General features: G+C 66.1%; 23 protein-coding genes. 10 read left to right on the top strand and 13 right to left on the bottom strand.

Features of this window, described 5'->3' with window-relative positions:
• Positions 1–52: 52 nt before the first annotated feature.
• Positions 53–1,159 carry an ABC transporter substrate-binding protein gene (locus tag ACTG4X_RS05970; protein WP_440534366.1) on the top strand — a complete coding sequence of 369 codons (1,107 nt, stop codon included), beginning with the start codon at positions 53–55 and terminating at the stop codon, positions 1,157–1,159.
• Between the two features lie 15 nt (positions 1,160–1,174).
• Here the strand turns inward: ACTG4X_RS05970 and ACTG4X_RS05975 are convergent, their stop codons facing one another.
• Positions 1,175–1,600 carry an acyl-CoA thioesterase gene (locus tag ACTG4X_RS05975; protein WP_093057333.1) on the bottom strand — a complete coding sequence of 142 codons (426 nt, stop codon included), beginning with the start codon at positions 1,598–1,600 and terminating at the stop codon, positions 1,175–1,177.
• A gap of 41 nt (positions 1,601–1,641) precedes the next feature.
• Between ACTG4X_RS05975 and ACTG4X_RS05980 the strand changes: the two genes are divergently transcribed.
• Entirely contained in the window at positions 1,642–3,474 is a 1,833-nt protein-coding gene (locus ACTG4X_RS05980) for an ABCB family ABC transporter ATP-binding protein/permease (protein WP_440533425.1), read from the top strand.
• A 42-nt stretch (positions 3,475–3,516) separates the two neighbouring features.
• Positions 3,517–4,455, top strand: coding sequence for a 2-hydroxyacid dehydrogenase (locus tag ACTG4X_RS05985; protein WP_093057303.1), 939 nt, complete (start codon positions 3,517–3,519; stop codon positions 4,453–4,455).
• A 4-nt stretch (positions 4,456–4,459) separates the two neighbouring features.
• On the opposite strand, the gene ACTG4X_RS05990 is transcribed toward ACTG4X_RS05985, so the two are convergent.
• Entirely contained in the window at positions 4,460–5,902 is a 1,443-nt protein-coding gene (locus ACTG4X_RS05990) for an amidase (protein ID WP_440533426.1), read from the bottom strand.
• Positions 5,903–5,963: 61 nt separating this feature from the next.
• Between ACTG4X_RS05990 and ACTG4X_RS05995 the strand changes: the two genes are divergently transcribed.
• The 6 genes from ACTG4X_RS05995 (at position 5,964) to ACTG4X_RS06020 (ending at position 11,964) form a co-directional block, all read left to right on the top strand.
• Positions 5,964–6,953, top strand: a complete 990-nt coding sequence (locus tag ACTG4X_RS05995; protein ID WP_093057305.1) for a LysR substrate-binding domain-containing protein — start codon at positions 5,964–5,966, stop codon at positions 6,951–6,953.
• Between the two features lie 174 nt (positions 6,954–7,127).
• The gene (locus ACTG4X_RS06000; RefSeq protein WP_093057306.1) at positions 7,128–8,594 is read left to right on the top strand and encodes an aspartate ammonia-lyase; all 1,467 of its coding nucleotides are present in this window, start codon (positions 7,128–7,130) and stop codon (positions 8,592–8,594) included.
• Positions 8,595–8,762: 168 nt separating this feature from the next.
• Complete coding sequence (locus ACTG4X_RS06005; RefSeq protein ID WP_258351321.1) at positions 8,763–9,662, top strand: amino acid ABC transporter substrate-binding protein; 900 nt, start codon at positions 8,763–8,765, stop codon at positions 9,660–9,662.
• A gap of 98 nt (positions 9,663–9,760) precedes the next feature.
• Positions 9,761–10,492, top strand: coding sequence for an amino acid ABC transporter permease (locus ACTG4X_RS06010; RefSeq protein ID WP_093057308.1), 732 nt, complete (start codon positions 9,761–9,763; stop codon positions 10,490–10,492).
• Between the two features lies 1 nt (position 10,493).
• Positions 10,494–11,183: an amino acid ABC transporter permease gene (locus ACTG4X_RS06015; RefSeq protein ID WP_093057309.1), complete on the top strand. Its 690-nt coding sequence runs from the start codon at positions 10,494–10,496 to the stop codon at positions 11,181–11,183.
• 43 nt (positions 11,184–11,226) lie between these two features.
• Positions 11,227–11,964: an amino acid ABC transporter ATP-binding protein gene (locus ACTG4X_RS06020; protein WP_093057334.1), complete on the top strand. Its 738-nt coding sequence runs from the start codon at positions 11,227–11,229 to the stop codon at positions 11,962–11,964.
• A gap of 58 nt (positions 11,965–12,022) precedes the next feature.
• On the opposite strand, the gene ACTG4X_RS06025 is transcribed toward ACTG4X_RS06020, so the two are convergent.
• From ACTG4X_RS06025 to ACTG4X_RS06040, 4 genes are all read right to left on the bottom strand, one after another.
• Positions 12,023–13,066 (bottom strand): alpha/beta hydrolase family protein, encoded by a 1,044-nt coding sequence (locus ACTG4X_RS06025; RefSeq protein ID WP_440533427.1) that lies wholly within the window; start codon positions 13,064–13,066, stop codon positions 12,023–12,025.
• 129 nt (positions 13,067–13,195) lie between these two features.
• Positions 13,196–14,011, bottom strand: a complete 816-nt coding sequence (locus ACTG4X_RS06030; protein WP_440533428.1) for a class I SAM-dependent methyltransferase — start codon at positions 14,009–14,011, stop codon at positions 13,196–13,198.
• 158 nt (positions 14,012–14,169) lie between these two features.
• Positions 14,170–15,156, bottom strand: a complete 987-nt coding sequence (locus tag ACTG4X_RS06035; RefSeq protein ID WP_371127393.1) for a nucleoside hydrolase — start codon at positions 15,154–15,156, stop codon at positions 14,170–14,172.
• A gap of 312 nt (positions 15,157–15,468) precedes the next feature.
• On the bottom strand, positions 15,469–16,299 hold the full coding sequence (locus tag ACTG4X_RS06040) for a dienelactone hydrolase family protein (RefSeq protein WP_440533429.1): 831 nt from the start codon (positions 16,297–16,299) through the stop codon (positions 15,469–15,471).
• Positions 16,300–16,407: 108 nt separating this feature from the next.
• Here ACTG4X_RS06040 and ACTG4X_RS06045 point away from each other — a divergent pair, with 108 nt between their 5' ends.
• Positions 16,408–17,373 (top strand): GlxA family transcriptional regulator, encoded by a 966-nt coding sequence (locus tag ACTG4X_RS06045; protein WP_440533430.1) that lies wholly within the window; start codon positions 16,408–16,410, stop codon positions 17,371–17,373.
• Positions 17,374–17,400: 27 nt separating this feature from the next.
• Here ACTG4X_RS06045 and ACTG4X_RS06050 read toward each other — a convergent pair whose 3' ends face one another.
• From ACTG4X_RS06050 to ACTG4X_RS06080, 7 genes are all read right to left on the bottom strand, one after another.
• Positions 17,401–18,438, bottom strand: a complete 1,038-nt coding sequence (locus ACTG4X_RS06050) for a DctP family TRAP transporter solute-binding subunit (protein WP_093079117.1) — start codon at positions 18,436–18,438, stop codon at positions 17,401–17,403.
• A 40-nt stretch (positions 18,439–18,478) separates the two neighbouring features.
• On the bottom strand, positions 18,479–19,777 hold the full coding sequence (locus ACTG4X_RS06055; protein WP_093057315.1) for a TRAP transporter large permease: 1,299 nt from the start codon (positions 19,775–19,777) through the stop codon (positions 18,479–18,481).
• Positions 19,774–20,355, bottom strand: a complete 582-nt coding sequence (locus ACTG4X_RS06060) for a TRAP transporter small permease (protein ID WP_426391430.1) — start codon at positions 20,353–20,355, stop codon at positions 19,774–19,776. Before ACTG4X_RS06060 ends, ACTG4X_RS06055 begins: the two co-directional genes overlap by 4 nt.
• Positions 20,356–20,716: 361 nt before the next feature.
• Positions 20,717–21,688, bottom strand: coding sequence for an NAD(P)H-dependent flavin oxidoreductase (locus ACTG4X_RS06065; protein ID WP_440533431.1), 972 nt, complete (start codon positions 21,686–21,688; stop codon positions 20,717–20,719).
• 11 nt (positions 21,689–21,699) lie between these two features.
• Positions 21,700–22,632: an electron transfer flavoprotein subunit alpha/FixB family protein gene (locus tag ACTG4X_RS06070; RefSeq protein WP_258351310.1), complete on the bottom strand. Its 933-nt coding sequence runs from the start codon at positions 22,630–22,632 to the stop codon at positions 21,700–21,702.
• 2 nt (positions 22,633–22,634) lie between these two features.
• Entirely contained in the window at positions 22,635–23,384 is a 750-nt protein-coding gene (locus tag ACTG4X_RS06075; protein ID WP_440533432.1) for an electron transfer flavoprotein subunit beta/FixA family protein, read from the bottom strand.
• 42 nt (positions 23,385–23,426) lie between these two features.
• The gene (locus ACTG4X_RS06080; protein ID WP_093056375.1) at positions 23,427–24,425 is read right to left on the bottom strand and encodes a Bug family tripartite tricarboxylate transporter substrate binding protein; all 999 of its coding nucleotides are present in this window, start codon (positions 24,423–24,425) and stop codon (positions 23,427–23,429) included.
• Positions 24,426–24,455: the final 30 nt, after the last annotated feature.

Here is a 24,455-nt window from a genome sequence, read left to right on the forward strand (position 1 = left end):
TTTCGGCTTGCTGGCGGGTGCCTTGGCAGCGCCTTCGCTGGCCTTGGCGCGTGTGCGACCGCTGCGCATCGGCGTCATCGGTTCATGGTCGGGCCCTTACGCGGGCGGCGGGCGGCAGTTCGATGCCGGCATGGCCGTCTGGCTGGCGGCGCACAACCAGAACATCGCCGGCCGGCCGGTCGAGCTGCTGCGGCGCGATGTACCCGGCAGCGCGCCCGAGCAGGCACGCCGCCATGCGCAAGACCTCGTCGAAAGCGAGCGCGTCGACCTGCTGGCGGGCCTGGATTTCAGCTCCAACGCCTACGCCGTCGGCACCGTCGCCACGCAGGCCAAGCTGCCCCTGGTGGTGATGAATGCGGCCTCTTCGGGCATCACGGCGCGCTGCCCGTTCGCGGTGCGAGTGTCCTTCACCATCGGCCAGGTCACGCTGCCGCTGGCGCGATGGGCGCTCCAGCAGGGGCTGCGCGACGTCTGCACCGTGGTGGCCGACTACGCCTCGGGCGTCGATGCTGAAAGCGCCTTTGTCTCGGGCATCACCGCGGGCGGCGGCCGGGTCGGCGCGATGCTGCGGGTGCCGCTGAACACGCTCGACTACTCGGCCTACATGCTGCGGCTGCGCGAACTCAAGCCGCAGGCGGTGTTCTTCTTCCTGCCCTCGGGGCAGATGCCGGCCACCTTCCTCAAGTTCTGGCGCGACCGTGGCATGGCCGACACCGGCATCCGCCTGCTGGCCACCGGCGACGCCACCGACGACCACTACCTCGAAGGCATCGGGGAGCTGGCCGATGGCCTCGTCACCAGCCACCACTATTCGTTCGCCCACGAATCGCCGGCCAACCGCCGCTTCACGGGCATCTTCGAGACGGAGTACGGCAGCCATCTGCGCCCGGGGTATTTCGCGGTCGCGGCCCACGATGCGCTTGCCGCCATCGATGCGGCGATGAGCTCGCCCATGGCGCGCGGCGGCGTGGTCGGGGAGCGGCTGGTGGACGCGTTCCGGGGCGTGAAGCTCGACAGCCCGCGCGGCCCGGTAGAGATTGACGCCCACACCCGGGACATCGTGCAGACCGTGTACATCCGCCGCGTCGAGCGGCGCGACGGGCGCTGGGTCAACCGCGAATTCGAGCGCTTCGAGCGCGTGCGCGACCCGGGCGTCTGAGCCCGGGGGCGTTGCTCAGGGCTGCTGTTCGATGGGCCGTGGGCGGCCGTTGTCGTCGATGGCCACATAGGTGAATGTGGCCTGCGTCACCTTGATGTATTCGCCCTGCGCCCGGAAGCGCTCGGCAAACACCTCGACCGTCACCGTGACCGAGGTGCGCCCGATGCGCACCAGCTTCGAATAGAACGACAGGATGTCGCCCAGACGCACCGGCTGCTTGAAGATGAACTCGTTCACCGCCACCGTGGCCTGGCGGCCCTTGGCGTAGCGCGCGGGGATCACCGAGCCGGCCAGGTCGCACTGCGCCATGACCCAGCCGCCGAAGATGTCGCCGTTGGCGTTGCAGTCGGCCGGCATCGGAATGACCTTGAGCACCAGCTCCATGTCGGTGGGCAGGCTCTTGAGGATGGCGGCAGCGGCAGCGCTGGAAGTATCTGACATGGGCACAATCTGGAACAAACAAGCAACCACGATTGTCTCCCATGCGCCGCAGCGGCGAAGCCCTTCCCCCCTCCCACTCCGTCTCCGGCCACCCGCCGGAGCGCAGCGACCGTTCCGACTGGGCGACGCTGCGCCGCCTGTTTCCCTACCTCTGGCAGTACAAGTGGCGGGTGGCCGCGGCGCTGGCCTTCATGGTGGGTGCCAAGGTGGCCAACGTCGGCGTGCCGGTGCTGCTGAAGAACCTGGTCGACACGATGACGCCCAAGCCGGACATGGCGCAGGCGCTGCTCATCGTGCCCATCGGCCTGCTGTTGGCTTACGGCCTGCTGCGCTTCTCGACCTCGCTGTTCGGCGAACTGCGCGAGTTGATCTTCGCCAAGGCCACCGAGGGCACGGCCCGGCAGATCGCGCTGGAGGTGTTCCGTCACCTGCACGCGCTGAGCCTGCGTTTCCACCTGGAGCGCCAGACCGGCGGCATGACGCGCGACATCGAGCGCGGCACGCGCGGCGTGCATTCGCTCATCTCGATGTCGCTCTACAGCATCGTGCCGACCATCATCGAGCTGGTGCTGGTGCTCGCCATCCTGGGCGTGAAGTTCGATTCGCTGTTCGTCTGGATCACGGCGGCGGCGCTGGTGCTGTACATCACCTTCACCGTGACGGTGACCGAGTGGCGCACGCAGTTCCGCAAGACCATGAACGAGCTCGACTCGGTGGCGCAGAGCCGCGCGGTCGATTCGCTGCTGAACTACGAAACCGTCAAGTACTTCAACAACGAAGACTTCGAGGCCGGCCGCTACGACGCCAGTCTCGACCGCTACCGCAAGGCGGCCATCAAGAGCCAGCGCACGCTGAGCATGCTCAACACCGGGCAGCAACTGCTGATTGCCGTGAGCCTGGTGCTGATGCTGTGGCGCGCCACCTCGGGCGTGGTCGAAGGGCGCATGACGCTGGGCGACCTGGTGATGGTCAACGCCTTCATGATCCAGCTCTACATTCCGCTGAACTTCCTGGGCGTGATCTACCGCGAGATCAAGCAGAGCCTGACCGATCTCGACAAGATGTTCGTGCTGATGGAAAAAGAGCGCGAGGTGCGCGATGCGCCCGGCGCGCAGCCGCTGGCCGGTGCCGACGCCACTGTGCGCTTCGAGGACGTGAGCTTTGCCTACGAGGCCGCACGGCCCATCCTCAAGCACGTGAGCTTCGAGATTCCGGCCGGCAAGACGGTGGCGGTGGTCGGGCCCTCGGGTTCGGGAAAGTCCACGCTCGCGCGGCTGTTGTACCGCTTCTACGATGTGCAGCACGGCCGCATCACCATCGGCGGGGAAGACATTCGCGAAGTGACCCAGTCCAGCGTGCGCCGCGCCATCGGCATCGTCCCGCAGGACACGGTGCTGTTCAACGACACGGTCGAATACAACATCGCCTACGGCCGCCCGGGGGCGAGCCGCGAAGAAGTGGAGGCCGCCGCGCGCGCCGCACGCATCCACGACTTCATTGCCGCCACGCCCAAGGGCTATGAAACGACCGTGGGCGAGCGCGGCCTCAAGTTATCTGGCGGCGAGAAGCAGCGCGTGGCCATCGCGCGCACGCTGCTGAAGAACCCTCCGATCGTGATCTTCGACGAGGCCACCTCGGCGCTCGACTCGGCCAACGAGCGCGCCATCCAGTCCGAGCTGAAGAGCGCCGCGCAGGACAAGACCACGCTGGTCATCGCGCACCGCCTGTCGACGGTGGTCGATGCGCACGAGATCCTGGTGCTGGAGTCGGGCGTGATCGTCGAGCGCGGCACGCACGCCCAGCTGCTCGCGAAGCAGGGCCGCTACGCCCAGATGTGGGCTTTGCAGAAGAGCGAAGCAACTCCATTGATGTAGCGCGATCATTCATTCCTTTTTATCGATCTCAGGAGTTCAGACGTGTCGACCAAGATTCCCCTGCTGGTGCTCAGCGGCCTCTCGAGTGCCCACCAGGCCCAGATTGCCGAGGTCTATGACATGACCTACGCCTTCGACCCCGCCCTGCGCGCGGCCGCCATCGCCGAGCACGGCAAGAAGTTTCGCGCGGTGCTGACCATCGGCGTCATCGGCATCACGCCCGAGGAAATCGCGGCGATGCCGGCGCTGGAGCTGATCTGCTGCATGGGCGCGGGCTACGAAGGCGTGCCGCTCGAAGTGACGCGCGCTCGCGGCATCGCGACGGCCAACGGCGCAGGCACCAACGACGACTGCGTGGCCGATCACGCCTTCGGCCTGCTGATCAGCATCGTGCGCGAGTTCCGCAAGCTCGACCGGCTGTGCCGCGAAGGCGTGTGGCGCGAAGCCATTCCGCAGCCGCCGAACGTGTCGGGCAAGAAGCTGGGCATCCTGGGGCTGGGCACCATCGGCCAGAAGATCGCGAAGCGGGCGGCGGCCTTCGACATGGAGGTCGGCTATCACAACCGCAAGCCGCGCGAAGGCGCAACGCAGCGCTACTTCGACGACCTGAAGTCGCTGGCCGCGTGGGCCGACTTCCTGGTGCTGGCCGCACCGGGCGGGCCCGCGACCAAGCATCTGGTCAACGCCGAAGTGCTCGACGCGCTGGGGCCGCAGGGCTACCTGGTGAGCATCGGGCGCGGCAGCGTCGTTGACACCGAGGCGCTGGCGGCCGCATTGCGCGAGAACCGCATCGCCGGGGCCGGCGTCGACGTGTACGAGAGCGAGCCGAAGCGGCCCGAACCGCTGGTCGGCCTCGACAACGTGCTGCTGACGCCGCACATGGCCGGCTGGTCGCCCGAGGCGACGCAGAAGTCGGTGGACCATTTCCTCGCGAATGCCGAAGGGCACTTCGCGGGGCGCGGCGTGTTGACGCCGATCTGAGGCCTCAGCCCAATGCGGAGGGGCGGTGCGCCGCCCAGCCGCAGGCCTGGTCATAGGCATGCCCGAGCCGCAGCACGTCGAGGTCCGCATGAATCGGCCCCGCCAGCTGCAGCCCCATCGGCAGCCCGCCTTCGCCGAAGCCGGCGCGCACATTCAGCGTCGGCAGCCCGGCCAGCGTGAACGGCGTGACGATCTCCATCCAGCGGTGGTACGTGTCGCTCTTTACACCGTTCACCTCGGCAGGCCAGTGCAATTCGGCATCGAACGGAAACACCTGCGCGGTCGGTGCCAGCACGAAGTCGAAGCGCTCGAACAGCTTCAGGAACGCGCGGTACACGTTCGAGCGGTACACCGATGCCTGGTACAGCGAAGCCGCATCGAGGTGCCGGCTCTGCTCGATTTCCCATTGGGCCTCGGGCTTGAGCTGCCCGAACAGCTTCGGGTCGCTGAGGTAGGCACCGAGCTTGCCGCCCACCAGCAGTTGCCTCAACCGCAGCCACGCGCTCCAGTTGTGCTCGCGCGGCACGTCGAGCGTGCAGGGCTCGACCTCGCAGCCGATGGTGCGGAAGGTGCCGAGCGCCTTCTCGCCCAGCTCGCGGATGCCGGGGGCCAGCGGCAGGTCGGGCCAGATGCTGCCGAGCCAGCCGATGCGAAGACCCTTGCCGTCGCCGTCCAGCTGCAGCGCGTCGGGCGAGGGCAGGGCGTGCGGCGACGACAGCGGCACGCGCGCATCGAAGCCCGCCTGCACGGCCAGCAGCCGCGCCGCGTCTTCCACCGTGCGCGCCATCGGGCCTTCGCAGCCCAGCTGCTGGAAGAACAGTTCCTCGTCGGGGTTGCCCGGCACACGCCCGCGCGATGGCCGCATGCCGATCACGTTGTTGAAGGCGGCCGGGTTGCGCAGCGATCCCATCATGTCGCTGCCGTCCGCCACGGGCAGCATGCCCAGGGCCAGCGCCACTGCGGCACCGCCGCTGCTGCCGCCCGCGCTGCGCTCGGGCGCATAGGCGTTGCGCGTGATGCCGAACACCGTGTTGTAGGTGTGCGAGCCAAGCCCGAACTCGGGCGTGTTGGTCTTGCCGATGACGACTGCGCCGGCCGCCCTGGCGCGGGCCACGTGCAGGCTGTCGGTGCGCGCCGGTGAATGCGGTGACAGCGGCGAGCCCATGGAGGTCGGCAGGCCGGCGGCGTGGCTCAGGTCCTTCACTGCCAGCGGAAAACCGTGCATCCAGCCGCGCCGTTCGCCGCGCGCCAGTTCGGCGTCGCGCTCATCGGCCTCGGCCAGCAACTGCGCCGGATCGCGCAGCGACACGATGGCGTTGAAGCGCGGGTTCAGCGCCTCGATGCGGGCCAGCGAGGCCTGCATCACCTCGCGGCAGGACACGTCGCGCTTGGCGACGCGGCGGGAGAGTTCGGTGGCGCTGAGTTCGAGCAGGTCGGCTGAAGGCATGGCGAGTGCGGGAAAAGGAGGGGGCGCCCAGTATGGCGCGGCGCTCGCATAATCGCCGCGTATGGAAACCAAGTGGCTCGAAGACTTCATCAGTTTGGCGGAAACCCGCAGCTTCAGCCGCTCGGCTCAATTGAGGCATGTGACCCAGCCGGCGTTCTCGCGCCGCATCCAGGCGCTCGAAGGCTGGGCCGGCACTGACCTGGTCGACCGCAGCTCCTACCCCACACGGCTCACGCCAGCGGGCCAGACGCTCTACAGCCAGGCCATCGAGATGCTGCAATCGCTGCAGAGCACCCGGGCCATGCTGCGCGGGCACTCGGCCGCCGGGCAGGATGTGATCGAGATCGCCGTGCCGCACACGCTGGCCTTCACCTTCTTCCCCTCGTGGGTGACCAGCCTGCGCGAGCACTTCGGGCCGATCAAGAGCCGCCTCATCGCGCTCAACGTGCACGACGCGGTGCTGCGGCTGGTCGAAGGCAGCTGCGACCTGCTGATCGCCTACCACCACCCCTCGCAGCCGCTGCAGCTCGATGCCAACAAGTACGAGATGGTCAGCCTCGGCGAGGAAACCGTGGCCCCCTGGGTCAAGGCCGATGCCGAAGGCGCGCCGCGCTACCGGCTGCCGGGGCGTCCCGGCCAGCCGCTGCCCTACCTGGGCTATGCGCCCGGCGCCTACCTGGGCCGCGTGGTCGACCAGTTACTGAAAGAGTCGGGCACTGCCATTCACCTCGACCGCGTTTACGAAACCGACATGGCCGAAGGTCTGAAGGTCATGGCGCTCGAAGGCCACGGCATCGCCTTCCTGCCGCAGAGTGCGGTGCGCAAGGAGATCAAGGCGCGCAAGCTCGTGAGCGCGCTGCCGCCCGAAATCGACAGCCTCGAGGCGACCATGGAAATCCGCGCCTACCGCGAGCGGCCCGGTGCGCCGGTGCCGGTCAAGGCCGGCGCCAGCCGTGCCGCCAGCAAGGCCGCGGCCGCTGACAGCCTGCAACCCAAACGCACCGCCGATGCGCTATGGTCTTACCTGGTCGGCACCCAGCCGCACCGCTGACAACGGAGATTTGTGCACCGCACAATCTATAAATGCCGCGCATAGGACTCCCCGCAAACGGCATTGGCGCCCCGAACCCGGCGCCTCTACAGTCGCGGCTGCTTTTAGTCGCTGTCACAGCAACATCTCCGGCACGCGCCCTGCGCGTGCTTTTTTTTAAGCCGAGGAACCTGTATGAGCCCCAATTTCAGGACTGAACACGACTTCCTCGGCGACAAGCAGATCCCTGCCGTCGCCTACTGGGGCGTGCACACGGCGCGTGCGGTCGAGAACTTCCCCATCTCCGGCACGCGCATCTCGGCCATGCCCGACCTGGTGCGAGCGCTGGCCTACGTGAAGAAGGCCGCCACGCGCGCCAATGCCGACCTCGGCGCCATCGATCGAGACCGCGCGGCGGCCATCATCCTGGCCTGCGAAGACATCATCGACGGCAAGCTGCTCGACGAGTTCGTGGTCGACGTCATCCAGGGCGGCGCGGGCACCTCGACCAACATGAACGCCAACGAGGTCATCTGCAACCTCGCGCTCGAAAAGCTGGGCCACGAGAAGGCGCGCTACGACGTGCTGCATCCCAACGACCACGTCAACGCCTCGCAGAGCACCAACGACGTGTACCCCACGGCAGTGCGGCTGGCGCTGTGGTTCGCTATCGGCCGGCTGCTCGAATCGATGGCCACCCTGCGTCGCAGCTTCGAGGCCAAGGCGCTCGAGTTCAAGGACATCCTCAAGATCGGCCGCACCCAGCTGCAAGACGCGGTGCCGATGACGCTGGGCCAGGAGTTCCTGACCTACGCGATCATGATCGGGGAAGACGAGGCCCGCCTTGGCGAGGCCCGCGCGCTCATCGAAGAAATCAACCTCGGCGCCACAGCCATCGGCACCGGCATCAACGCGCCGCACGGCTACGCGAACCTGGCCTGCCAGTACCTCGCCGAGCAGACCGGCGTGCCGCTCAAGCAGGCCGCCAACCTCATCGAGGCCACGCAGGACACGGGCGCCTTCGTGCAGCTGTCGGGCGTGCTCAAGCGCGTGGCGACCAAGCTCAGCAAGACCTGCAACGACCTGCGCCTGCTGTCCAGCGGCCCGCAGGCCGGCTTCGGCGAAATCCGGCTGCCGGCGCGGCAGGCGGGCTCGTCGATCATGCCGGGCAAGGTCAATCCGGTGATTCCGGAAGTCATGAACCAGGTGGCCTTCGAGGTCATCGGCAACGACGTCACCGTGACGATGGCCTCCGAGGCCGGCCAGCTGCAGCTCAACGCCTTCGAGCCGATCATGGGCTGGAGCCTGTTCAAGAGCATCCAGCACCTGAGCCGGGCCTGCATCACGCTGCAGGTGAACTGCGTCGACGGCATCGAGGCCAACCGCGAGTTCCTTGCGAAGAGGGTGCGAGAGTCGGTCACGCTGGTCACTGCGCTCAACCCGCTCATCGGCTACGAAAAGGCCGCGCTCATCGCCAAGACCGCGCTCGCCACCGGCGGGCCGATCGACCTGGTGGCCGAATCGCTGGGCATCATGACGCGCGCCGAGATGGAGGCGCTGCTCGTGCCCGAGAACCTGACGCAGCCGGTGCGCCTGTCGGCCGCACCGGTTCCGCCGGCTGCCGAGCCTTCGGGCCAGGCTTCGGGCATAAAGGCTGCTTAGTGAAAGTCGGACAATGCCAGGAGGCAGGATCGCACCAGGCTGGCGCTGCCATGCGCATGCCCGGTGCAGCGTGTGTGTGTATGCACCGGGTTGGTCCGGGTATCACGCAAAATGTAAATGTCTAGAATTTAGTTGTATCTGTTTCAGTCACCCTCAGGAGTTTTCCGTATGAAAAAACAAGTATTGGCATTGGCAGTCGCGGCACTGGCCGCTGGCGGCGCGATGGCGCAAGCCAATGACACGCTGGCCAAGATCAAGGCTTCCGGTGTCATCACCGAAGGCGTGCGTGAATCGTCGGGCCTGTCGTACACACTGGGCAATGGTCAATACACGGGCTTCCACTACGACGTCTGCGCCAACATCATCAAGGACCTCGAGAAGGCCGCCGGCAAGAAGCTCGAAGTCAAGTTCCAGCCCGTGACCTCGCAGAACCGCATTCCGCTCGTGCAGAACGGCACCGTGGACATCGAGTGCGGCTCGACCACCAACAACGCCACCCGCCAGAAGGACGTGGCTTTCGGCGTGACCACCTACGTCGAAGAAACCAAGATCGTCGTCAAGGCCAACTCGGGCATCAACTCGCTGGCCGACCTGAAGGACAAGACGGTTGCAACCACCACCGGCACCACGCCGCTGCAGACCGTGCGCAAGCAAAAGCGCGCCGAGAACCTGACCTTCAAGGAGGTCTACGGCAAGGACCACTCCGACAGCTTCCTGCTGCTCGAAACCGGCCGCGCCGACGCCTTCGTGATGGACGGCTCGATCCTGGCTGCCCTGGCCGCCAAGTCGAAGTCGCCCAAGGACTACAAGATCCTGTCCGACGTGCTGGCCGTCGAGCCCATCGCCATCATGATCCGCAAGGACGACGCCGCCTTCAAGAAGGCCGTGGACGACAGCATCAAGGCACAGGCCAAGTCGGGCGAACTCGCCAAGCTGTACGACAAGTGGTTCCTCAAGCCGATTCCGCCCGCAGGCGTGACCATCGGCCTGCCGCTGGGCGAAGCCACCAAGAACGCTTGGGCCAACCCGAACGACAAGCCTGCTGAAGACTACGTCACCAAGGAATAAGCGCCGCGTCGCTGCGTGATGACGCCCACCTTTCGCGGTGGGCGTTTCTTTTCAAGGGACTGGTTTTCGAAGAGACGGTGAAGAAGGAGTAAACACAAATGGGCAACTGGGATTGGCAGGTATTCCTGCAAGACCCCGGGGGGGAATATCCGAGCTACCTTCAATGGATGCTCTCGGCGTGGGGCTGGACCGTGTCGGTCGCGCTGCTGGCGCTGATCGTGGCGCTGGTGCTGGGCTCGCTCATCGGCATCATCCGCACGCTGCCCGACAGCCCGTGGCTGGTGCGGCTGGGCAATGCCTGGGTCGAGCTGTTCCGCAACATTCCGCTGCTGGTGCAGATCTTCCTCTGGTACCACGTGATCCCGGCGCTCATCCCCGTCATGAAGGGCGTGCCGAGCTTCATCCTCGTGGTGCTGGCGCTGGGCTTCTTCACTTCCGCGCGTATCGCCGAGCAGGTGCGCTCTGGCATCCAGGCGCTGCCCAAGGGCCAGCGCTATGCGGGCATGGCGGTGGGCTTCACCACCGTGCAGTACTACCGCTACGTGATCCTGCCGATGGCCTACCGCATCATCATCCCGCCGCTCACGAGCGAGACGATGAACATCTTCAAGAACTCGTCCGTCGCGTTCGCCGTGTCGGTCACCGAACTCACCATGTTCGCCATGCAGGCGCAGGAAGAAACCTCGCGCGGCATCGAGGTCTACCTTGCGGTGACGGGCTGCTACGTGATCTCGGCCCTCATCATCAACCGCCTCATGGCATTCATCGAGAAGAAGACCCGCGTGCCGGGCTTCATCGTGTCTGCAAGCGCGGGCGGCGGAGGACACTGACATGATGAATCTCGACCTGTCCTTCTACAACTGGGACGTCATCAGCAACTTCGTCGTCAAGGGCTTCTACTTCAGCATCATGCTGACGATAGTGGCCACGATCGGCGGCGTGATCTTCGGCACGATCCTGGCGCTCATGCGCCTGTCGGGCAAGAAGTGGCTCGATGCGCCGGCGGCCATCTACGTCAACGGCATGCGAAGCATCCCGCTGGTGATGGTGATCCTGTGGTTCTTCCTGCTCGTGCCGGCGTCGTTCTATTCGCTGTTCGGTTCGGTCGGCTCCAACTACCGCTCCGAAATCTCGGCCGTGATCACCTTCGTGGCGTTCGAGGCCGCGTACTTCAGCGAGATCATGCGTGCCGGTATCCAGTCGATCCCGCGCGGCCAGGTGAATGCCGGCCAGGCGGTCGGCATGACCTACGGCCAGAACATGCGCCTGATCGTGCTGCCGCAGGCCTTCCGCAACATGCTGCCGGTGCTGCTCACGCAGACCATCATCCTGTTCCAGGATACGTCGCTGGTCTACGCCATCGGTGCCTACGACATGCTCAAGGGCTTCGAGACCGCGGGCAAGAACTTCGGCCGCCCGATCGAGGCCTACCTGCTCGCGGCCGTCGTGTACTTCGTCATGTGCTACGCCCTTTCTTGGCTGGTCAAGCGCCTGCACAAGAAGATCGCCATCATTCGCTGATTGTTTGAGTGGCTGAACCGGAGAGAAAGAAATGTCCGAAAAAATGATTGAAATCAAGAACGTATCCAAGTGGTATGGCCCGGTGCAGGTGCTCAACGATTGTTCGGTGAGCATTTCCAAGGGCGACGTGGTGGTGGTGTGCGGGCCTTCGGGCTCGGGCAAGTCCACTCTCATCAAGACCGTGAATGCGCTGGAGCCCTTCCAGAAGGGCGAGATCACCGTCAACGGCATTCCGCTGCACGACCCCAAGACCAACCTGCCCAAGCTGCGCTCCAAGGTCGGCATGGTGTTCCAGCACTTCGAGCTGTTCCCGCACCTGTCGGTGACCGAGAACCTCACGATCGCGCAGATCAAGGTGCTGGGCCGCACGCCTGATGAAGCCAAGACCCGTGGCCTGAAGATGCTCGACCGCGTGGGCCTGATGGCGCACAAGGACAAATTCCCGGGCCAGCTATCGGGCGGCCAGCAGCAGCGCGTGGCCATTGCCCGTGCGCTGTCGATGGACCCGATCGTGATGCTGTTCGACGAACCCACCTCGGCACTCGACCCCGAGATGGTCGGCGAAGTGCTCGACGTGATGGTGAGCCTGGCCAAGGAAGGCATGACCATGATGGTGGTCACGCACGAAATGGCTTTCGCCCGCAAGGTCGCGAGCCGCGTGATCTTCATCGACGTGGGCGGCAAGATCCTGGAAGACTGCCCGAAGGACGAGTTCTTCAGCCACCCGGAAAATCGCCAGCCGCGCACCAAGGACTTCCTGAACAAGATCCTGCAGCACTGATCCGCTGCTGCCGCGCAAGAAAGTCAAAAAGCCACGCTGTTCTGCAGCGTGGCTTTTTTCATTCTCGACCGGGCAATGCCTTGTCGAAGAAGGCCGGAATCTCACGGCCCAGCCGCGCCAGGAAGGCCTTTCGATCGAAGCCCGGCGGGTCGTTCCTGATGTCTCCATCGTCGCTTGGAATGGCGCTGGCCGGGGTGTCCATGAATGCGAAATGCCAGGCGTTGGGAACCCGGTGGAGTTCGGCGCGGGGCATGTTCTGCGCAATCCATTCGGCGTGAAAACGCGGGACGAGGAACCGGTCCAGCTCCGCCTCATAGATCTGCGTCGGGATCCTGATCTCCGCCAGCGAAGACGCCGTGAAGACAACACCCGCCGGCGCCAGCAGCACGACCGCGCGCACCCGCGGGTCGCGCAGCGAAGGCAGCACCGATGCTGATGCAGCAGGCGAGCCAGCCGTCGCTGGCGCGTTCCGGCCCACGCCGCAAAAAACCGGATCGGCCTCGCGCTCACTCTCGCAGTGCCTGCGAATGCGCGACAGGTCGACCTGCCCACCCGCCAGTGCCAGCACGGTATAGCCGCCGGCCGAATGCCCCACCGCACCGATGCGAAGGCCCTGGGCGTCGCTGGCGATGCGATCCTTCCACTGCGGGTCTTGCAGCAAGGCGTCGATCACGCGCGATACCTGCCGCGGCCGTTCGGTGAAGTAGACGCTGCCGCCTTTCTGCAGCAGCGACCCGTCCTGCCAGTTGTCGCCGGGATGGCGAAGGGCCGCGACCATGTAGCCATCCCGCGCGAGGGCCTCGGCGAGGCTGCTGTGGCCCAGTTCGGTGCCGCCGATGCCGTGGCTCAGCACGATCAATCCCTTGAACTTGTCCTCGGGCGGCGCCTGGATGGCCGCCTGTACCGTGAACGGGCCCATGGCCGTCGTGCGCTCGGTCGCCTTCGTCGGGTAGTAGAGCGCGACCACCGTGGGTGCGGCGTCGGGCGTGTCGCCCGGAATGCGCAGCTGCCGCCAGCCGGTCTGGGCGGCCAGGAGCTGGAAGGACAGCAGCAGGCCCGAGGCAAGCAGCAGGGTCTGGCGAAAGAAGAAGGCAGTGCGCATCGCGGATCTCCATCACATGGTTATGGAGTGCGCATGGTTGCCGCGCCGCGGCGCAACTGCCATGCGAATGCGATGAAGTGCGCCAAAGGCGGCGCGAGATGACCGGATGAAGCGCGCGCCGGAACCCCGCTATCCCGCCGCCACGATCACATGTGCCTGAATCTTGCCGGCCACCGGGCCCTCTTTGCCATGGCGGCTGGCGATCGCCTCCGTTGCGCGCTCCGTAGCGAGCTGAAGCAGGGTGGCGTCGCGCGTCTCGATTTCATTGCGCAGCGGCGTTCCCTGGCAATAGGCGGTGGCAACGTCGCGTGCCGAGGGGGCGCGGCTCAGCTTCTCGCGCGTCTCGATCCCGATGCTGGTGAACCCTGCGCGGCCCAGATCCTCGCGGATCAGTGCGGTGTCGTGATAGCCGTGCGGAGTGCGGGCGAGAAATCGCGGAGGGTCATGCGGAAACACCGTGGCAACGGCGTTCGTGACGTCGTCGGCAAAGGCGTTCTCTTCGATGCGGTCCCAGACGCTGAAGACAAAGCGCCCGCCTGGCCTCAGCACGCGACGCGCCTCGGCATAGCCTGCGACCCGATCGGGGAAAAACATCGCGCCGAACTGGCAGCAAACAACGTCGAACGATGCATCTTCGAACGGCAGGGCGAGCGCGTCCGCCTGCCGCCACTCGATACGGCCATCGGGCCCCTGCCGGGTGGCTGCGTAGTCGAGCATGGGCTGGTTGAGGTCGGTTACCACGTAGCGCGCGCCGGCGCCGAGTTTTGGCGCAAGCGCCCGCGTAACCACACCGCTGCCGGCCGCCGTTTCAAGCACCGAGCCGGGCGAGGAGGCCGCAACAAGCTCTGCCATGTCGGTGGCGTAGGCCTCGAAGATGAGGGGGACCATCAGCGTGTCGTAGAACTTCGGGATCGAGCCTGCGAACACCTTGTCGCTTTCAGCCATGAGACCTCCTCGAATGCCCTGAAATGGCGCGTTTGCTCACCTATTCCAGAGCGGGCAGGCCTCCCCGACGAGTCCGCCGCCTAGCCGGGCATTGGCGACGGTGCCCCATGGTGGCCCCGCATGCCACCGCCGTCAACGTCGTTCTGGGGCGATGCAGCTCAAGGCAGGCGGGAAATGCGCTGCGTCAGCAGATCGAAGAACCCCTGCGCATCCCCCTCGGCAATCCAGTTCACGTTGGCGGGCTTCTTCAAGCCGCCGTACCAGTCGACCACCGTCTGGCCGAAGCCCAGCCCTTCGCGGCTGTCGACTTCCACGTTCACCTTCCGGCCCCTGAACAGCGAGGGCTGCAGCAGGTAGGCGATCACGGTGGCGTCGTGCACCGGGCCGCCGGGCAGGCCGTAGTACTGCATGTCGTGCTGCACATAGGCATCGAGGATGTCGGCCACCGTCTTGCCTGCCTGGTTGCCGATGCCGCGCAGCCTGGCAATGCGCTCGGGGCTGGTCAGCACCTTGTGCGTCAGGTCGAGCGGCAGCATGGTGATCGGCACGCCGCTCTTGAGCACGATCTCTGCCGCATGCGGATCGGCGAACACGTTGAACTCCGCCGTCGGCGTGATGTTGCCGCCGTTGAAATGCGCGCCGCCCATGAGCACCAGCTCGCGCAGGCCGCGCGTGATGTCGGGAGCCTGCGTCAGTGCCAGCGCGAGGTTGGTCTCGGGCCCGAGCATGGCGAGCGTCACGCTTTTCTCGGGCGCCGCGCGCAGCGTGCGAATCAGGTAGTCGACCGCATTGCCATCGGCCAGCGGCTGGCTCGGCTCGTGCACCTTGACGCCGGTGATGCCTTCGCTGCCGTGGATGTCGGCTGCATAGATGGGCGTGCGCAGCAGGGGGCGCGGCGCACCGGCGTAGACCGGAATGTCGGGCCGCTTCGCCCACTCGCGCGCAAGGCGTGCATTGCGCGAGGTCTTGGCGAGCTGCACGTTGCCGGCCACGGTGGTCAGTGCCTGGATCTTCAACTGCTCGGGCGAGGCCATGGCAAACAGCAGCGCAATCACGTCGTCGGCGCCGGGGTCGGTGTCGATGATCAGCGTGTGCACGGTGGCATCGGCTGCATGTGCCTTCGGGGTGATGAAGCTGGTGGTCAAGAAAACGAGTGCTGCGAGAAGAACCGAAAAGATCGCGAAGCGCGATGGCCGTGTTGTTGCGACGGTCGATGCGGTGGACCTGAGATGCATGGTGAAGGAGGCTCCTTGCTGCGCGAAGAAGTGCGCTGTGCAAGTCAGTCTGCCAGAGCATCTCGCGGCGCGGCATCGGATCGCGGGTGCATTGTCGGTGGCGATGCACGGGCTCGCAACGGTGCGCATACCAAGGGGTTAGCGCGTGCGGGCGGCCGAAGTGGAAAGTGCGCAAACACGCCCAGGAAGAGGTCGGCCGCCTGTTGTGAAAACGCCGCTTGCTCAGCGCCGACGATCCAGCAGCCGCAGCGCAAAGAACGCCAGGATCTCGTCCCTTGCAGCAAGCGTCGGTTGCCCCGCCTCATCGATCAGGTGCGCCGTCACCACGCTGTGCGGGCTGGCCACCACCTGCGCGAAGAAGGGCGGCGTGTTCGGGTTGGCTGCGCCGTCGGGCAACACGCGCGCGACAAAGCGCTCGCCCAGTGCTTGAGAGAACGCAGCGAAGCGCTCGGCCTTGCAGAACCTGTCGCCGTCGAAGCGATAGGCCATCACGCTCAGGTCCTCGCGCTCCAGGCGCTGGCGCACGGCCGCGAGTTCGTCGGCCGCCACGTTTGTGCCGGCAGGGTCGTCCAGCGGCAGCGATGGCTGGCACACCACCGGCGCGAGCATGGCCGGCTCCATCATCATCGAGAGCGCGAAGTTGCCGGTGAAGCACATGCCGATCGCGCCCACGCCAGGGCCGCCGCATTCCTCATGCGCCAGCCGCGCGAGCGCGCGCAGCCATTGCGTCACGGGGCTCGATGCGTTCGATGCAAAGGCGCGAAACTCCGCGCTCACGCAGGCCCGCTTGAACACGGCGGCGCCTTCCTCGGCCTGCGGCACCGCGCCGTCGCGGCCGAACAGCGAAGGCATGTAGACAGTGAAGCCCGCGTCGCGCACCCAGCGTGCAAAGCGCGCCACATGCGGGCTGATGCCCGGCATCTCGGTCATCACGATCACGGCGGGGCCTTGGCCCATCAGGTAGACCTTCTTCTCGATGCCATCGAGCGTGATCTGGCGCGGGGTGAAGTCGTCGAGCGGATCGTCTTCGTTCAGGGAGCGGGTCGATGTCATGTGAGTGCGGCCGTGGACGGCACGGGGAAAGCGGATGAGCTTGTATTGGGCCGCCTGCGTCGCCAGAATGGCAGTGTCAAATTTGACCGTTTCAGGGCTGAATCAGACATGCACGATTTCACCGTCCTGGTGCTGCCCGGCGCCTTCAATTCCAGCGTGGCGGTCACGCTCGACATCCTGGGCGCCGCGCAGGCCGTGGCCGCTCGTGCCGGCGTGGCGCCGCCGCGCTGGAGGCTGTGCTCGGTGCAGGGCGGTCCGGTGCGGTTGCAGGCCGGCATGAGCCTGGAGACTGTGCGCCTGCCCGTGCGACCGCGTGACGACCGCTCGACGTGGGTGGTGCCGGGGCTCGGGCTCAACACGCCGGGCGAGATCCGGCGGTGCCTCGACAGCGATGACGCGACCAAGGCCATCGCGGGCCTCGTGCGTCATGCGAAGGCCGGAGGGCAGGTCGCGGCCTCGTGCTCGGCGGTGTTCCTGCTGAATGCCGCGGGCCTGCTTCAGGGGCGGCGCGCGACAACTTCATGGTGGTACGCAGCGCTGCTCAAGCAGATGGCGCCGGGCTGCATCGTCGACGTCGACCGCATGGTGTGCTCCGACGGACCCGTGGTCACGGCAGGCGCTGCGTTCGCGCAGACCGACTTGATGCTGCATCTGCTGCGCGAGCGTTGCGGCAGCGCGCTCACCGATCTTGTCTCGCGCATGCTGCTGATCGACGGACGTCAGGCGCAGGCACCATTCATCGTGCCGGAGGTGCTGGCCAACGGCAACGACCTTGTGGCGCGACTGGCGGCGCGGGTCGAATCGGCGTTGCCCGATCCGCCCGCGGTCAGTGTGTTGGCGCGCGAGTTCTGCATGTCGGAGCGCACGCTGTCGCGCCACATCCAGAAGGCCACCGGCAGGAGCACGCAGGCGCTGGTGCAAAGCGTGCGTTTGCGGCGCGCCCGTGCGCTGCTCGAGTCGAGCCGGATGACTGTCGAGCAAGTGGCAAGCGCCGTGGGTTACCAGGACGCCACGGCGCTGCGGCGCCTGATGAAGAAGATGGCGGGCGCGAACCCGAGCCGCTACCGAGGTTGATGCGCCCGCAATGCGCCGTGCCTGCTCTTACTTCTTGCGTGCGGCAATTGCCTGCTCGGCCTTCGCCACCAGGTCGGCACCCACGGTCGACTTCCACTTGTCGTACACCGGCCGCGTCGCCTTCACGAAGGCATCGCGTTCGGCCGGCGTGAGGCTGGTCACCGTCACGCCCATGCCTGCGATTTCCTTCAGCAGGGGCTTGTCGGCTTCGATCAGGCCTTTGCGCGCGATGACGATTTCTTCCTTGCCCGCGTCGATGGCGGCCTGGCGCACGATGGCCTGGTCGGCCGGCGTCCACGAGGCCCAGATTTCCTTGTTGACCACGAACACCAGCGGGTCGGCCACGTAGCCCCAGGCGGTCAAGAATTTCTGGCCCACGTTCTGCATCTTGAGCACGGTGAACAGGAACAGCGGGTTCTCCTGGCCGTCGACCGCGCCGCTCGCGAGTGCGGGTTGTGCGTCGGCCCAGCTCATCTGCGTGGGGTTGGCGCCGAGCGCGGTGAACATGTCGGAGTAGATGGGCGAGCCGACCACGCGGATCTTCATGCCCTTGACGTCGGCCGGCGACTTGATCGCCCGCTTCGAGTTGGTGATTTCGCGGTAGCCGTTCTCACCCCAGGCGAGCGGCACCACGCCGGCCTTGTCGAGCGTCTTGAACATTTCCTTGCCGACTTCGCCCTGCGTGAGCGCGTCAATGGCCGCGTAGTCCGGCATCAGGAAGGGCATGGAGAACAGGTTGAGCTGCTTGACCTGCGGCGACCAGTTGATGGTCGAGCCCACGGCCATGTCGATCACGCCCTGGCGCAGCGCGCTGAACTCGCGCGTCTGGTCGCCCTGAATGAGCGACACGCCGGGGTACAGCTTGATGTTGATGCGGCCCTGGGTGCGCTCCTTCACCATGTCGGCCCAGATCTTTCCGGCCTGGCCCCAGGGCGTGGGCGGGCCCAGCACCAGCGACATCTTGTATTCGGGCTTGTAGGCGGCCTGCGCCATGGCGCCGGTCGAGAACATGCCCAGGGCGGTTGCTGCGGCGGCGAGGCCGAGAAGGGTGCGGCGGAATTTCATGATGAGGGCTCTCCTTATGGTTCTGCGACGGGACAAAAAATCAGTAGCCGAGCTTGCGCGGCAGCCAGAGTGCGAGTTCGGGAAAGATGATGACCAGCACCATCACCACGAACATCGAGAACAGCATCCAGCCCACCCAGCGCACGGTCTCTTCCATGCGCACCTTGGCGATGCGGCACGACACCATCAGGTTGACCGCGAGCGGCGGAGTGAACTGCCCCAGCGCCACCTTCAGCGTGAGGATCACGCCGAACCACACCGGGTCCCACTTGTAGTACTGCACGATGGGCAGCAGCAGCGGCACGAAGATCAGGAAGATCGACACGCCGTCGAGGAACATGCCGACCGTGATGAGCAGCAGTATCAGCAGCGCCAGGATGCCGTACTCACCGAGGCCCGAGTTCACGATCGCGCGCGTCACCGGATCGATCACGCCCAGCGTCGACAGCGAGTACGCGAAGATGCCCGCGAGCGACACCACCAGCAGGATCACGGCAGAGAGCTCGCCCGACTCGCGCAAGATCACGAACAGGTCGCGCACCTTGATGGTCCGGTGGATGCACATGCCCACGAACAGGCCGTAGAACACCGCCACCACTGCCGCCTCGGTCGGCGTGAACCAGCCCGCGCGCATGCCGCCGAGGATGAGCACGGGCGCGGCCAGCCCCCAGGTCGCTTCGCGAAAGCTCTTCCAGAACGGCGGGCGCGGCAGCGTGGCTTCGAGCGCGCCCATCTTGTGCTTGCGCGCCAGCAGCACGGCCGGAATCATCAGCGCCAGGCCTGCCATCACGCCGGGGATCATGCCGGCCGCGAACAGCGCCGGCACCGAAGCACCGGGCACCAGCACCGAGTACACGATGAAGGCAACCGATGGCGGAATCAGGATGTCGGTGGCCGCTGCAGCGCCCACCACGCTGGCCGAGAAGGCGGCAGGGTAGCCGGCGCGCGACATGGCTGCGATCATCACCGCGCCCACTGCAGCCGCATTGGCAGGGCCCGAGCCCGAGATGCCGCCGAGAAACATCGCCACCGCAATCGCCACCAGCGGCAGCATGCCGGGGCCGCGTCCCACGATGGCGACGGCAAAGTTGACGAGCCGCAGCGCCACGCCCGAGCGGTCGAAGATGGAGCCGACCAGCACGAACATCGGAATGGCCAGCAAGGGGTACTTGCCGAGGCCTGCGTAGAAGTTCTGCGGCACGGCGAGCAGGCCGAACCATTGTGCGTCGCTGTTGGCCAGTGCGATGCAGGCGGCGCCCGCCAGGCCCAGCGCGGCGCCAATGGGCACGCCCACCAGCATCATCACGACGAAGGCAACGAAGAGCAGGGTGGCGATCACTTGGCGTCGTCCTTGCTCTCTTTGGTGTCTGAGCCGTAGTTCGTCTTGCGTCCGCGCCGGATCATGAGGCCCACCGCACGCAACGCGATGGCGAACGACACGATGGGCAGCCAGATCGAATACCACCACGCGGGCAGCCCGATGCCGGGCGTTGTCTCCTCGAAGCGGAAGTCGTCCCACACCATGCGGATGCTGAGTGCGCCGATGAGCGTGAACAGAATGGCGATCATCAGCGCGCCGAACTGCGCGAGCCGCTTGCGCCGCGCCATCGAGCCGCTTTCGGAAAAGTATTCGATGCGGATGTGCCGGTCGCGCGCCACAGCGGCCGAGCCGGCCACCAGCGCCAGCATGATCATGAGGAACACCGAGAACTCTTCGGTCCACGCGAAGGACGAGTCGGTGAAGTAGCGAACGATGACGTTGGCGAAGGTAATGAGCGCCAGCGCTCCCATGATGATGACCGTGAGCCAGTCTTCGATGGCAAGGGGAACCTTGGTCGGTTCGTCGGCTGCTTCGATGTCGAGGGGGAGGGGGCTGGCGGCGTCCAGCGTGGGGCCGGACTCGGGTGGAGTTGTCATCGCGGGATGGTCAGTGAGGCACGAACGGCGGGACGCGTCCGGTACACCTCGACAGGGAACAGCCTTCGATGCTAGGTGGTCGATGACCACTCATGTATCGGGGGTTTCCTTAGCTGCGGGGCCTGCAGAGCGGCTTTCAGGGCGTGTGCACAGGGCGCCGGGTACTCCCCTCCGCGAATGTCCCCCGGCCTTCGGCCTCCCCTCAATTTCGCTGCGGTGAGCACCCGATGCTCTGCGCTCGATGAGTGGGGCAGTGCGCAGCGAAACAAAGGGGGAGGTGCGGTAGCCCGAAGGCCGGGGGACATTCGCGGAGCAAGGTACCCCGTCGGCGTGAGCGTCCCCCGGATGCGAACAGAAAGACTCAGTCCATCCAGGACCGCGCCCGGTCCAGATGCTCGCGGCACTCACGCACCATGCGCTCGAGCAACTCGGCGCAAGTCGGAATGTCGTCGATCAGCCCGATGCACTGCCCGGCCGAGACCACGCCGTTGTGCACCTCACCAGACTCCAGCGCCGCACGGCCCCGTGCACCAGCCACCAGCGGGCGCACGTCTTCGAACTCGCAGCCACCCGGGCGGTTCTCCGTGGCCACCACCTCTTCGGAGATGGCATTGCGGAACACGCGCGCCGTGTTGTGCAGGGTGCGGAACATCAGCTTCGTGTCGCGCTCGGTTGCCGCGACCAGAGCCTGCTTGATGTTGTCGTGGATCGGCGCTTCCTTCGTCACGCAGAAGCGCGTGCCCATGTTCACGCCCTCGGCGCCCAGCGCCAGCGCGGCGGCCATGCCACGCCCGTCGGCAATGCCGCCCGACGCGATGATCGGAATGCGCAGCTTGCGCGCGGCGATGGGCAGCAGCACGAGGCCGGGCACGTCGTCCTCGCCCGGGTGGCCCGCACACTCGAAGCCGTCGACCGACACCGCGTCGACGCCATTGCGCTCGGCCGAGAGCGCATGGCGCACCGAGGTGCACTTGTGGACGATCTTCACGTCATGGCGCTTCAGCGCCTCGATGAAGTCCTTCGGGCTGTTGCCCGCGGTCTCCACGATCTTCACGCCGCTGTCGATGATGGCCTGCACGTACTCGGCATACGGCGGCGGCTTCACCGCCGGCAGGATCGTGAGGTTCACGCCGAAGGGCTTGTCGGTCAGCGTGCGCGTGCGCGCGATTTCGTTGCGCAGGTCGTCGGGCGTGGGCTGCGTCAGCGCGGTAACGATGCCGAGGCCCCCGGCGTTCGACACGGCCGCGGCCAGCTCGGCGCGGCCCACCCATTGCATGCCGCCCTGGATGATCGGGTAGCGGATGCCGAGCAGTTCGGTGATGCGGGTCTTCATGCGGCGGCCTCTTACAGCGCCTTCACGAGTTCCGGCACAGCCGTGAACAGGTCGGCCACGAGGCCGTAGTCGGCCACCGAGAAGATCGGGGCTTCTTCGTCCTTGTTGATCGCCACGATCACCTTGGAGTCCTTCATGCCGGCCAGATGCTGGATGGCGCCGGAGATGCCTGCTGCGATGTACAGCTGCGGCGCGACGATCTTGCCGGTCTGGCCCACTTGCCAGTCGTTGGGGGCGTAGCCCGCGTCGACGGCTGCGCGGCTGGCGCCCAGGCCCGCGTTGAGCTTGTCGGCCAGAGGGGCCATCACTTCGGTGAACTTCTCGGCGCTGCCCAAGGCACGGCCACCCGAGACGATGATCTTGGCTGCGGTCAGCTCGGGGCGTTCGCTCTTGGTGACTTCACGGCCCACGAAGCTGCTCTTGCCGCTGTCTGCGACGCCTTCGGCGGTTTCAACTGCTGCGCTGCCACCCGTGGCGGCTGCGGCATCGAAGCCGGTCGTGCGAACCGTGATCACCTTGGTTGCATCACTGCTCTGCACGGTGGCAATGGCGTTGCCGGCATAGATCGGGCGCTCGAAGGTGTCTGGGCTGTCGACCTTGGTGATGTCGCTGATCTGGGCCACATCGAGCTTGGCAGCCACGCGAGGCGCGACGTTCTTGCCGTTGGCGGTCGAGGGGAACAGGATGTGGCTGTAGTTGGCAGCAATCGCCAGCACCTGGGCTGCGACGTTCTCTGCCAGGTTTTCCGCAAGGCTGGGGCTGTCGGCCACGATGACCTTGGAGACTCCGGCGATCTGTGCGGCGGCCTTGCCGGCTTCGGCAGCATTGGCTCCGGCCACCAGCACATGGACATCGCCGCCGCAAGCCAGCGCGGCAGTCACGGTGTTCAGGGTCGCGGGCTTGACGGTCGCGTGGTCGTGTTCGGCAATAACAAGTGCGGTCATGTTCAGATCACCTTCGCTTCGTTCTTCAGTTTGTCCACCAGCGTTGCAACGTCAGGCACCTTGATGCCGGCACCGCGCTTCGGAGGTTCCGAGACCTTCAGGGTCTTCAGGCGGGGTTTCACATCGACGCCCAGATCTTCGGGCTTGAAGACGTCGAGCTGCTTCTTCTTGGCCTTCATGATGTTGGGCAGCGTGACGTAGCGCGGCTCGTTCAGGCGCAGGTCGGTGGTGATGACGGCCGGCAGCGTGAGGGAGATGGTTTCCAGGCCGCCGTCGACTTCGCGGGTGACGGTGGCTTTGTCGCCAGCGACTTCGACCTTGGAGGCGAAGGTGGCCTGGGGCAGGTCAGCAAGAGCCGCCAGCATCTGGCCGGTCTGGTTGGCGTCGTCGTCGATGGCTTGCTTGCCAAGGATGATGAGCGACGGTTGTTCCTTGTCCACCAGCGCCTTGAGCAGCTTGGCGACGGCCAGGGGCTGCAGTTCTTCGGTGGTTTCCACGAGGATGCCGCGGTCGGCACCGATGGCCATGGCGGTGCGCAGGGTTTCCTGGCACTTGGCATCACCGCAGGAGACGGCGATGACTTCGGTCACAACGCCCTTTTCCTTCAGGCGAACTGCTTCTTCAACGGCGATCTCGTCGAAGGGGTTCATGCTCATCTTGACGTTGGCAATGTCCACTCCGGTGCCGTCGCTCTTGACGCGCACTTTCACGTTGTAGTCGACGACCCGTTTGACAGGTACAAGAACCTTCATGGCTGTTCCTTTGAATGACGAAGAAATGAATGAGTGAATGGGTTATTCGAGCTTGGCGCCCGACTGCTTGATGAGGCGCTCCCACACCGGGCGCTCGGCCTTCCAGGCGGTGGCGAAGAGTTCGGGCGAGCTGTCCTTGATCTCGAAGCCCATGGCTGCCACACGTTCGCGCACGTCGGGCTGCTGCGTGGCCTTGCGCACTTCTTCGGCGATGCGGTCCACGATGGGTTTCGGTGTCTTTGCAGGAGCCGCGATGGCGAGCCAGCCGGTCACGCGGTAGGCCTCGTCCTTCAGGCCTTGCTCGGCCAGCGTAGGCACGTTGGGCAGCGTGCTCATGCGGCGCTCGCCGCTCACGCCGATGGCGCGGATCTTCCCGGAGTCGATGTGCGGCTTGGCCACCAGCGCGCTCGCATACGCCATCTGGATCTGGCCGCCGATGAGGTCCTGCATCATCGGCGCCTCGCCCTTGTAGGCGACGTGGTTCATGTCGGACTGCGTGGCCAGGCTCATGTGCGCGCCGGCCAGGTGCGGGTATGCGCCCACGCCGTACGAGCCGTAGGCCACCTTGCCCTTGTTGGCGGTGACGTACTTCAGCAGCTCGGGGCCGGTCTTCACCGGAACGCTCGGGTGCACCACCAGCACCAGCGGCGCCATCGCGATCTGGTAGACCAGCGTGAGGTCGCGCTGCGTGTCGTAGGGCAGCTTCTCGTACAGGAACTCGTTGGTCATCAGCGAATTGCTCAGCCCCAGCACGATGGTGTAGCCATCGGGCGCGGCCTTGGCGACCGCGTCGGTGCCGATGATGCCGGCCGCGCCGGGCTTGTTGTCGATGATGACGGGCTGGCCCAGGCCGGCCGACATCTTCTGGCCGATCACGCGCGCGAGCACGTCGGTGGCGCCGCCGGCGGCAAAGGGCACGACCAGGCGGATCGGCTTGTTCGGGTAAGCGGTCTGGGCATTTGCCGCAGGCAGCGCGCACAGCGTGGCGACGGAAGCGGCGGCGCACAGCAGGGCGCGGCGGTTCGGAAGGCGGATGGTCATGGCTTGTCTCTGTCTCTCTGTCTCGGTTTC

The sequence above is a fragment of the Variovorax sp. YR566 genome, assembly GCF_051992195.1.
In the GTDB taxonomy this organism is placed as follows: domain Bacteria; phylum Pseudomonadota; class Gammaproteobacteria; order Burkholderiales; family Burkholderiaceae_C; genus Variovorax.

Bases quoted from the DNA above. Each gene is read 5' to 3' on its own strand.
- ACTG4X_RS05975 (WP_093057333.1), bottom strand. From the start codon at position 1,600: ATGTCAGATACTTCCAGCGCTGCCGCTGCCGCCATCCTCAAGAGCCTG.
- ACTG4X_RS05980 (WP_440533425.1), top strand. From the start codon at position 1,642: ATGCGCCGCAGCGGCGAAGCCCTTCCCCCCTCCCACTCCGTCTCCGGC.
- ACTG4X_RS05990 (WP_440533426.1), bottom strand. From the start codon at position 5,902: ATGCCTTCAGCCGACCTGCTCGAACTCAGCGCCACCGAACTCTCCCGC.
- ACTG4X_RS05995 (WP_093057305.1), top strand. From the start codon at position 5,964: ATGGAAACCAAGTGGCTCGAAGACTTCATCAGTTTGGCGGAAACCCGC.
- ACTG4X_RS06000 (WP_093057306.1), top strand. From the start codon at position 7,128: ATGAGCCCCAATTTCAGGACTGAACACGACTTCCTCGGCGACAAGCAG.
- ACTG4X_RS06005 (WP_258351321.1), top strand. From the start codon at position 8,763: ATGAAAAAACAAGTATTGGCATTGGCAGTCGCGGCACTGGCCGCTGGC.
- ACTG4X_RS06010 (WP_093057308.1), top strand. From the start codon at position 9,761: ATGGGCAACTGGGATTGGCAGGTATTCCTGCAAGACCCCGGGGGGGAA.
- ACTG4X_RS06015 (WP_093057309.1), top strand. From the start codon at position 10,494: ATGATGAATCTCGACCTGTCCTTCTACAACTGGGACGTCATCAGCAAC.
- ACTG4X_RS06020 (WP_093057334.1), top strand. From the start codon at position 11,227: ATGATTGAAATCAAGAACGTATCCAAGTGGTATGGCCCGGTGCAGGTG.
- ACTG4X_RS06025 (WP_440533427.1), bottom strand. From the start codon at position 13,066: ATGCGCACTGCCTTCTTCTTTCGCCAGACCCTGCTGCTTGCCTCGGGC.
- ACTG4X_RS06030 (WP_440533428.1), bottom strand. From the start codon at position 14,011: ATGGCTGAAAGCGACAAGGTGTTCGCAGGCTCGATCCCGAAGTTCTAC.
- ACTG4X_RS06040 (WP_440533429.1), bottom strand. From the start codon at position 16,299: ATGACATCGACCCGCTCCCTGAACGAAGACGATCCGCTCGACGACTTC.
- ACTG4X_RS06045 (WP_440533430.1), top strand. From the start codon at position 16,408: ATGCACGATTTCACCGTCCTGGTGCTGCCCGGCGCCTTCAATTCCAGC.
- ACTG4X_RS06050 (WP_093079117.1), bottom strand. From the start codon at position 18,438: ATGAAATTCCGCCGCACCCTTCTCGGCCTCGCCGCCGCAGCAACCGCC.
- ACTG4X_RS06060 (WP_426391430.1), bottom strand. From the start codon at position 20,355: ATGACAACTCCACCCGAGTCCGGCCCCACGCTGGACGCCGCCAGCCCC.
- ACTG4X_RS06065 (WP_440533431.1), bottom strand. From the start codon at position 21,688: ATGAAGACCCGCATCACCGAACTGCTCGGCATCCGCTACCCGATCATC.
- ACTG4X_RS06070 (WP_258351310.1), bottom strand. From the start codon at position 22,632: ATGACCGCACTTGTTATTGCCGAACACGACCACGCGACCGTCAAGCCC.
- ACTG4X_RS06075 (WP_440533432.1), bottom strand. From the start codon at position 23,384: ATGAAGGTTCTTGTACCTGTCAAACGGGTCGTCGACTACAACGTGAAA.
- ACTG4X_RS06080 (WP_093056375.1), bottom strand. From the start codon at position 24,425: ATGACCATCCGCCTTCCGAACCGCCGCGCCCTGCTGTGCGCCGCCGCT.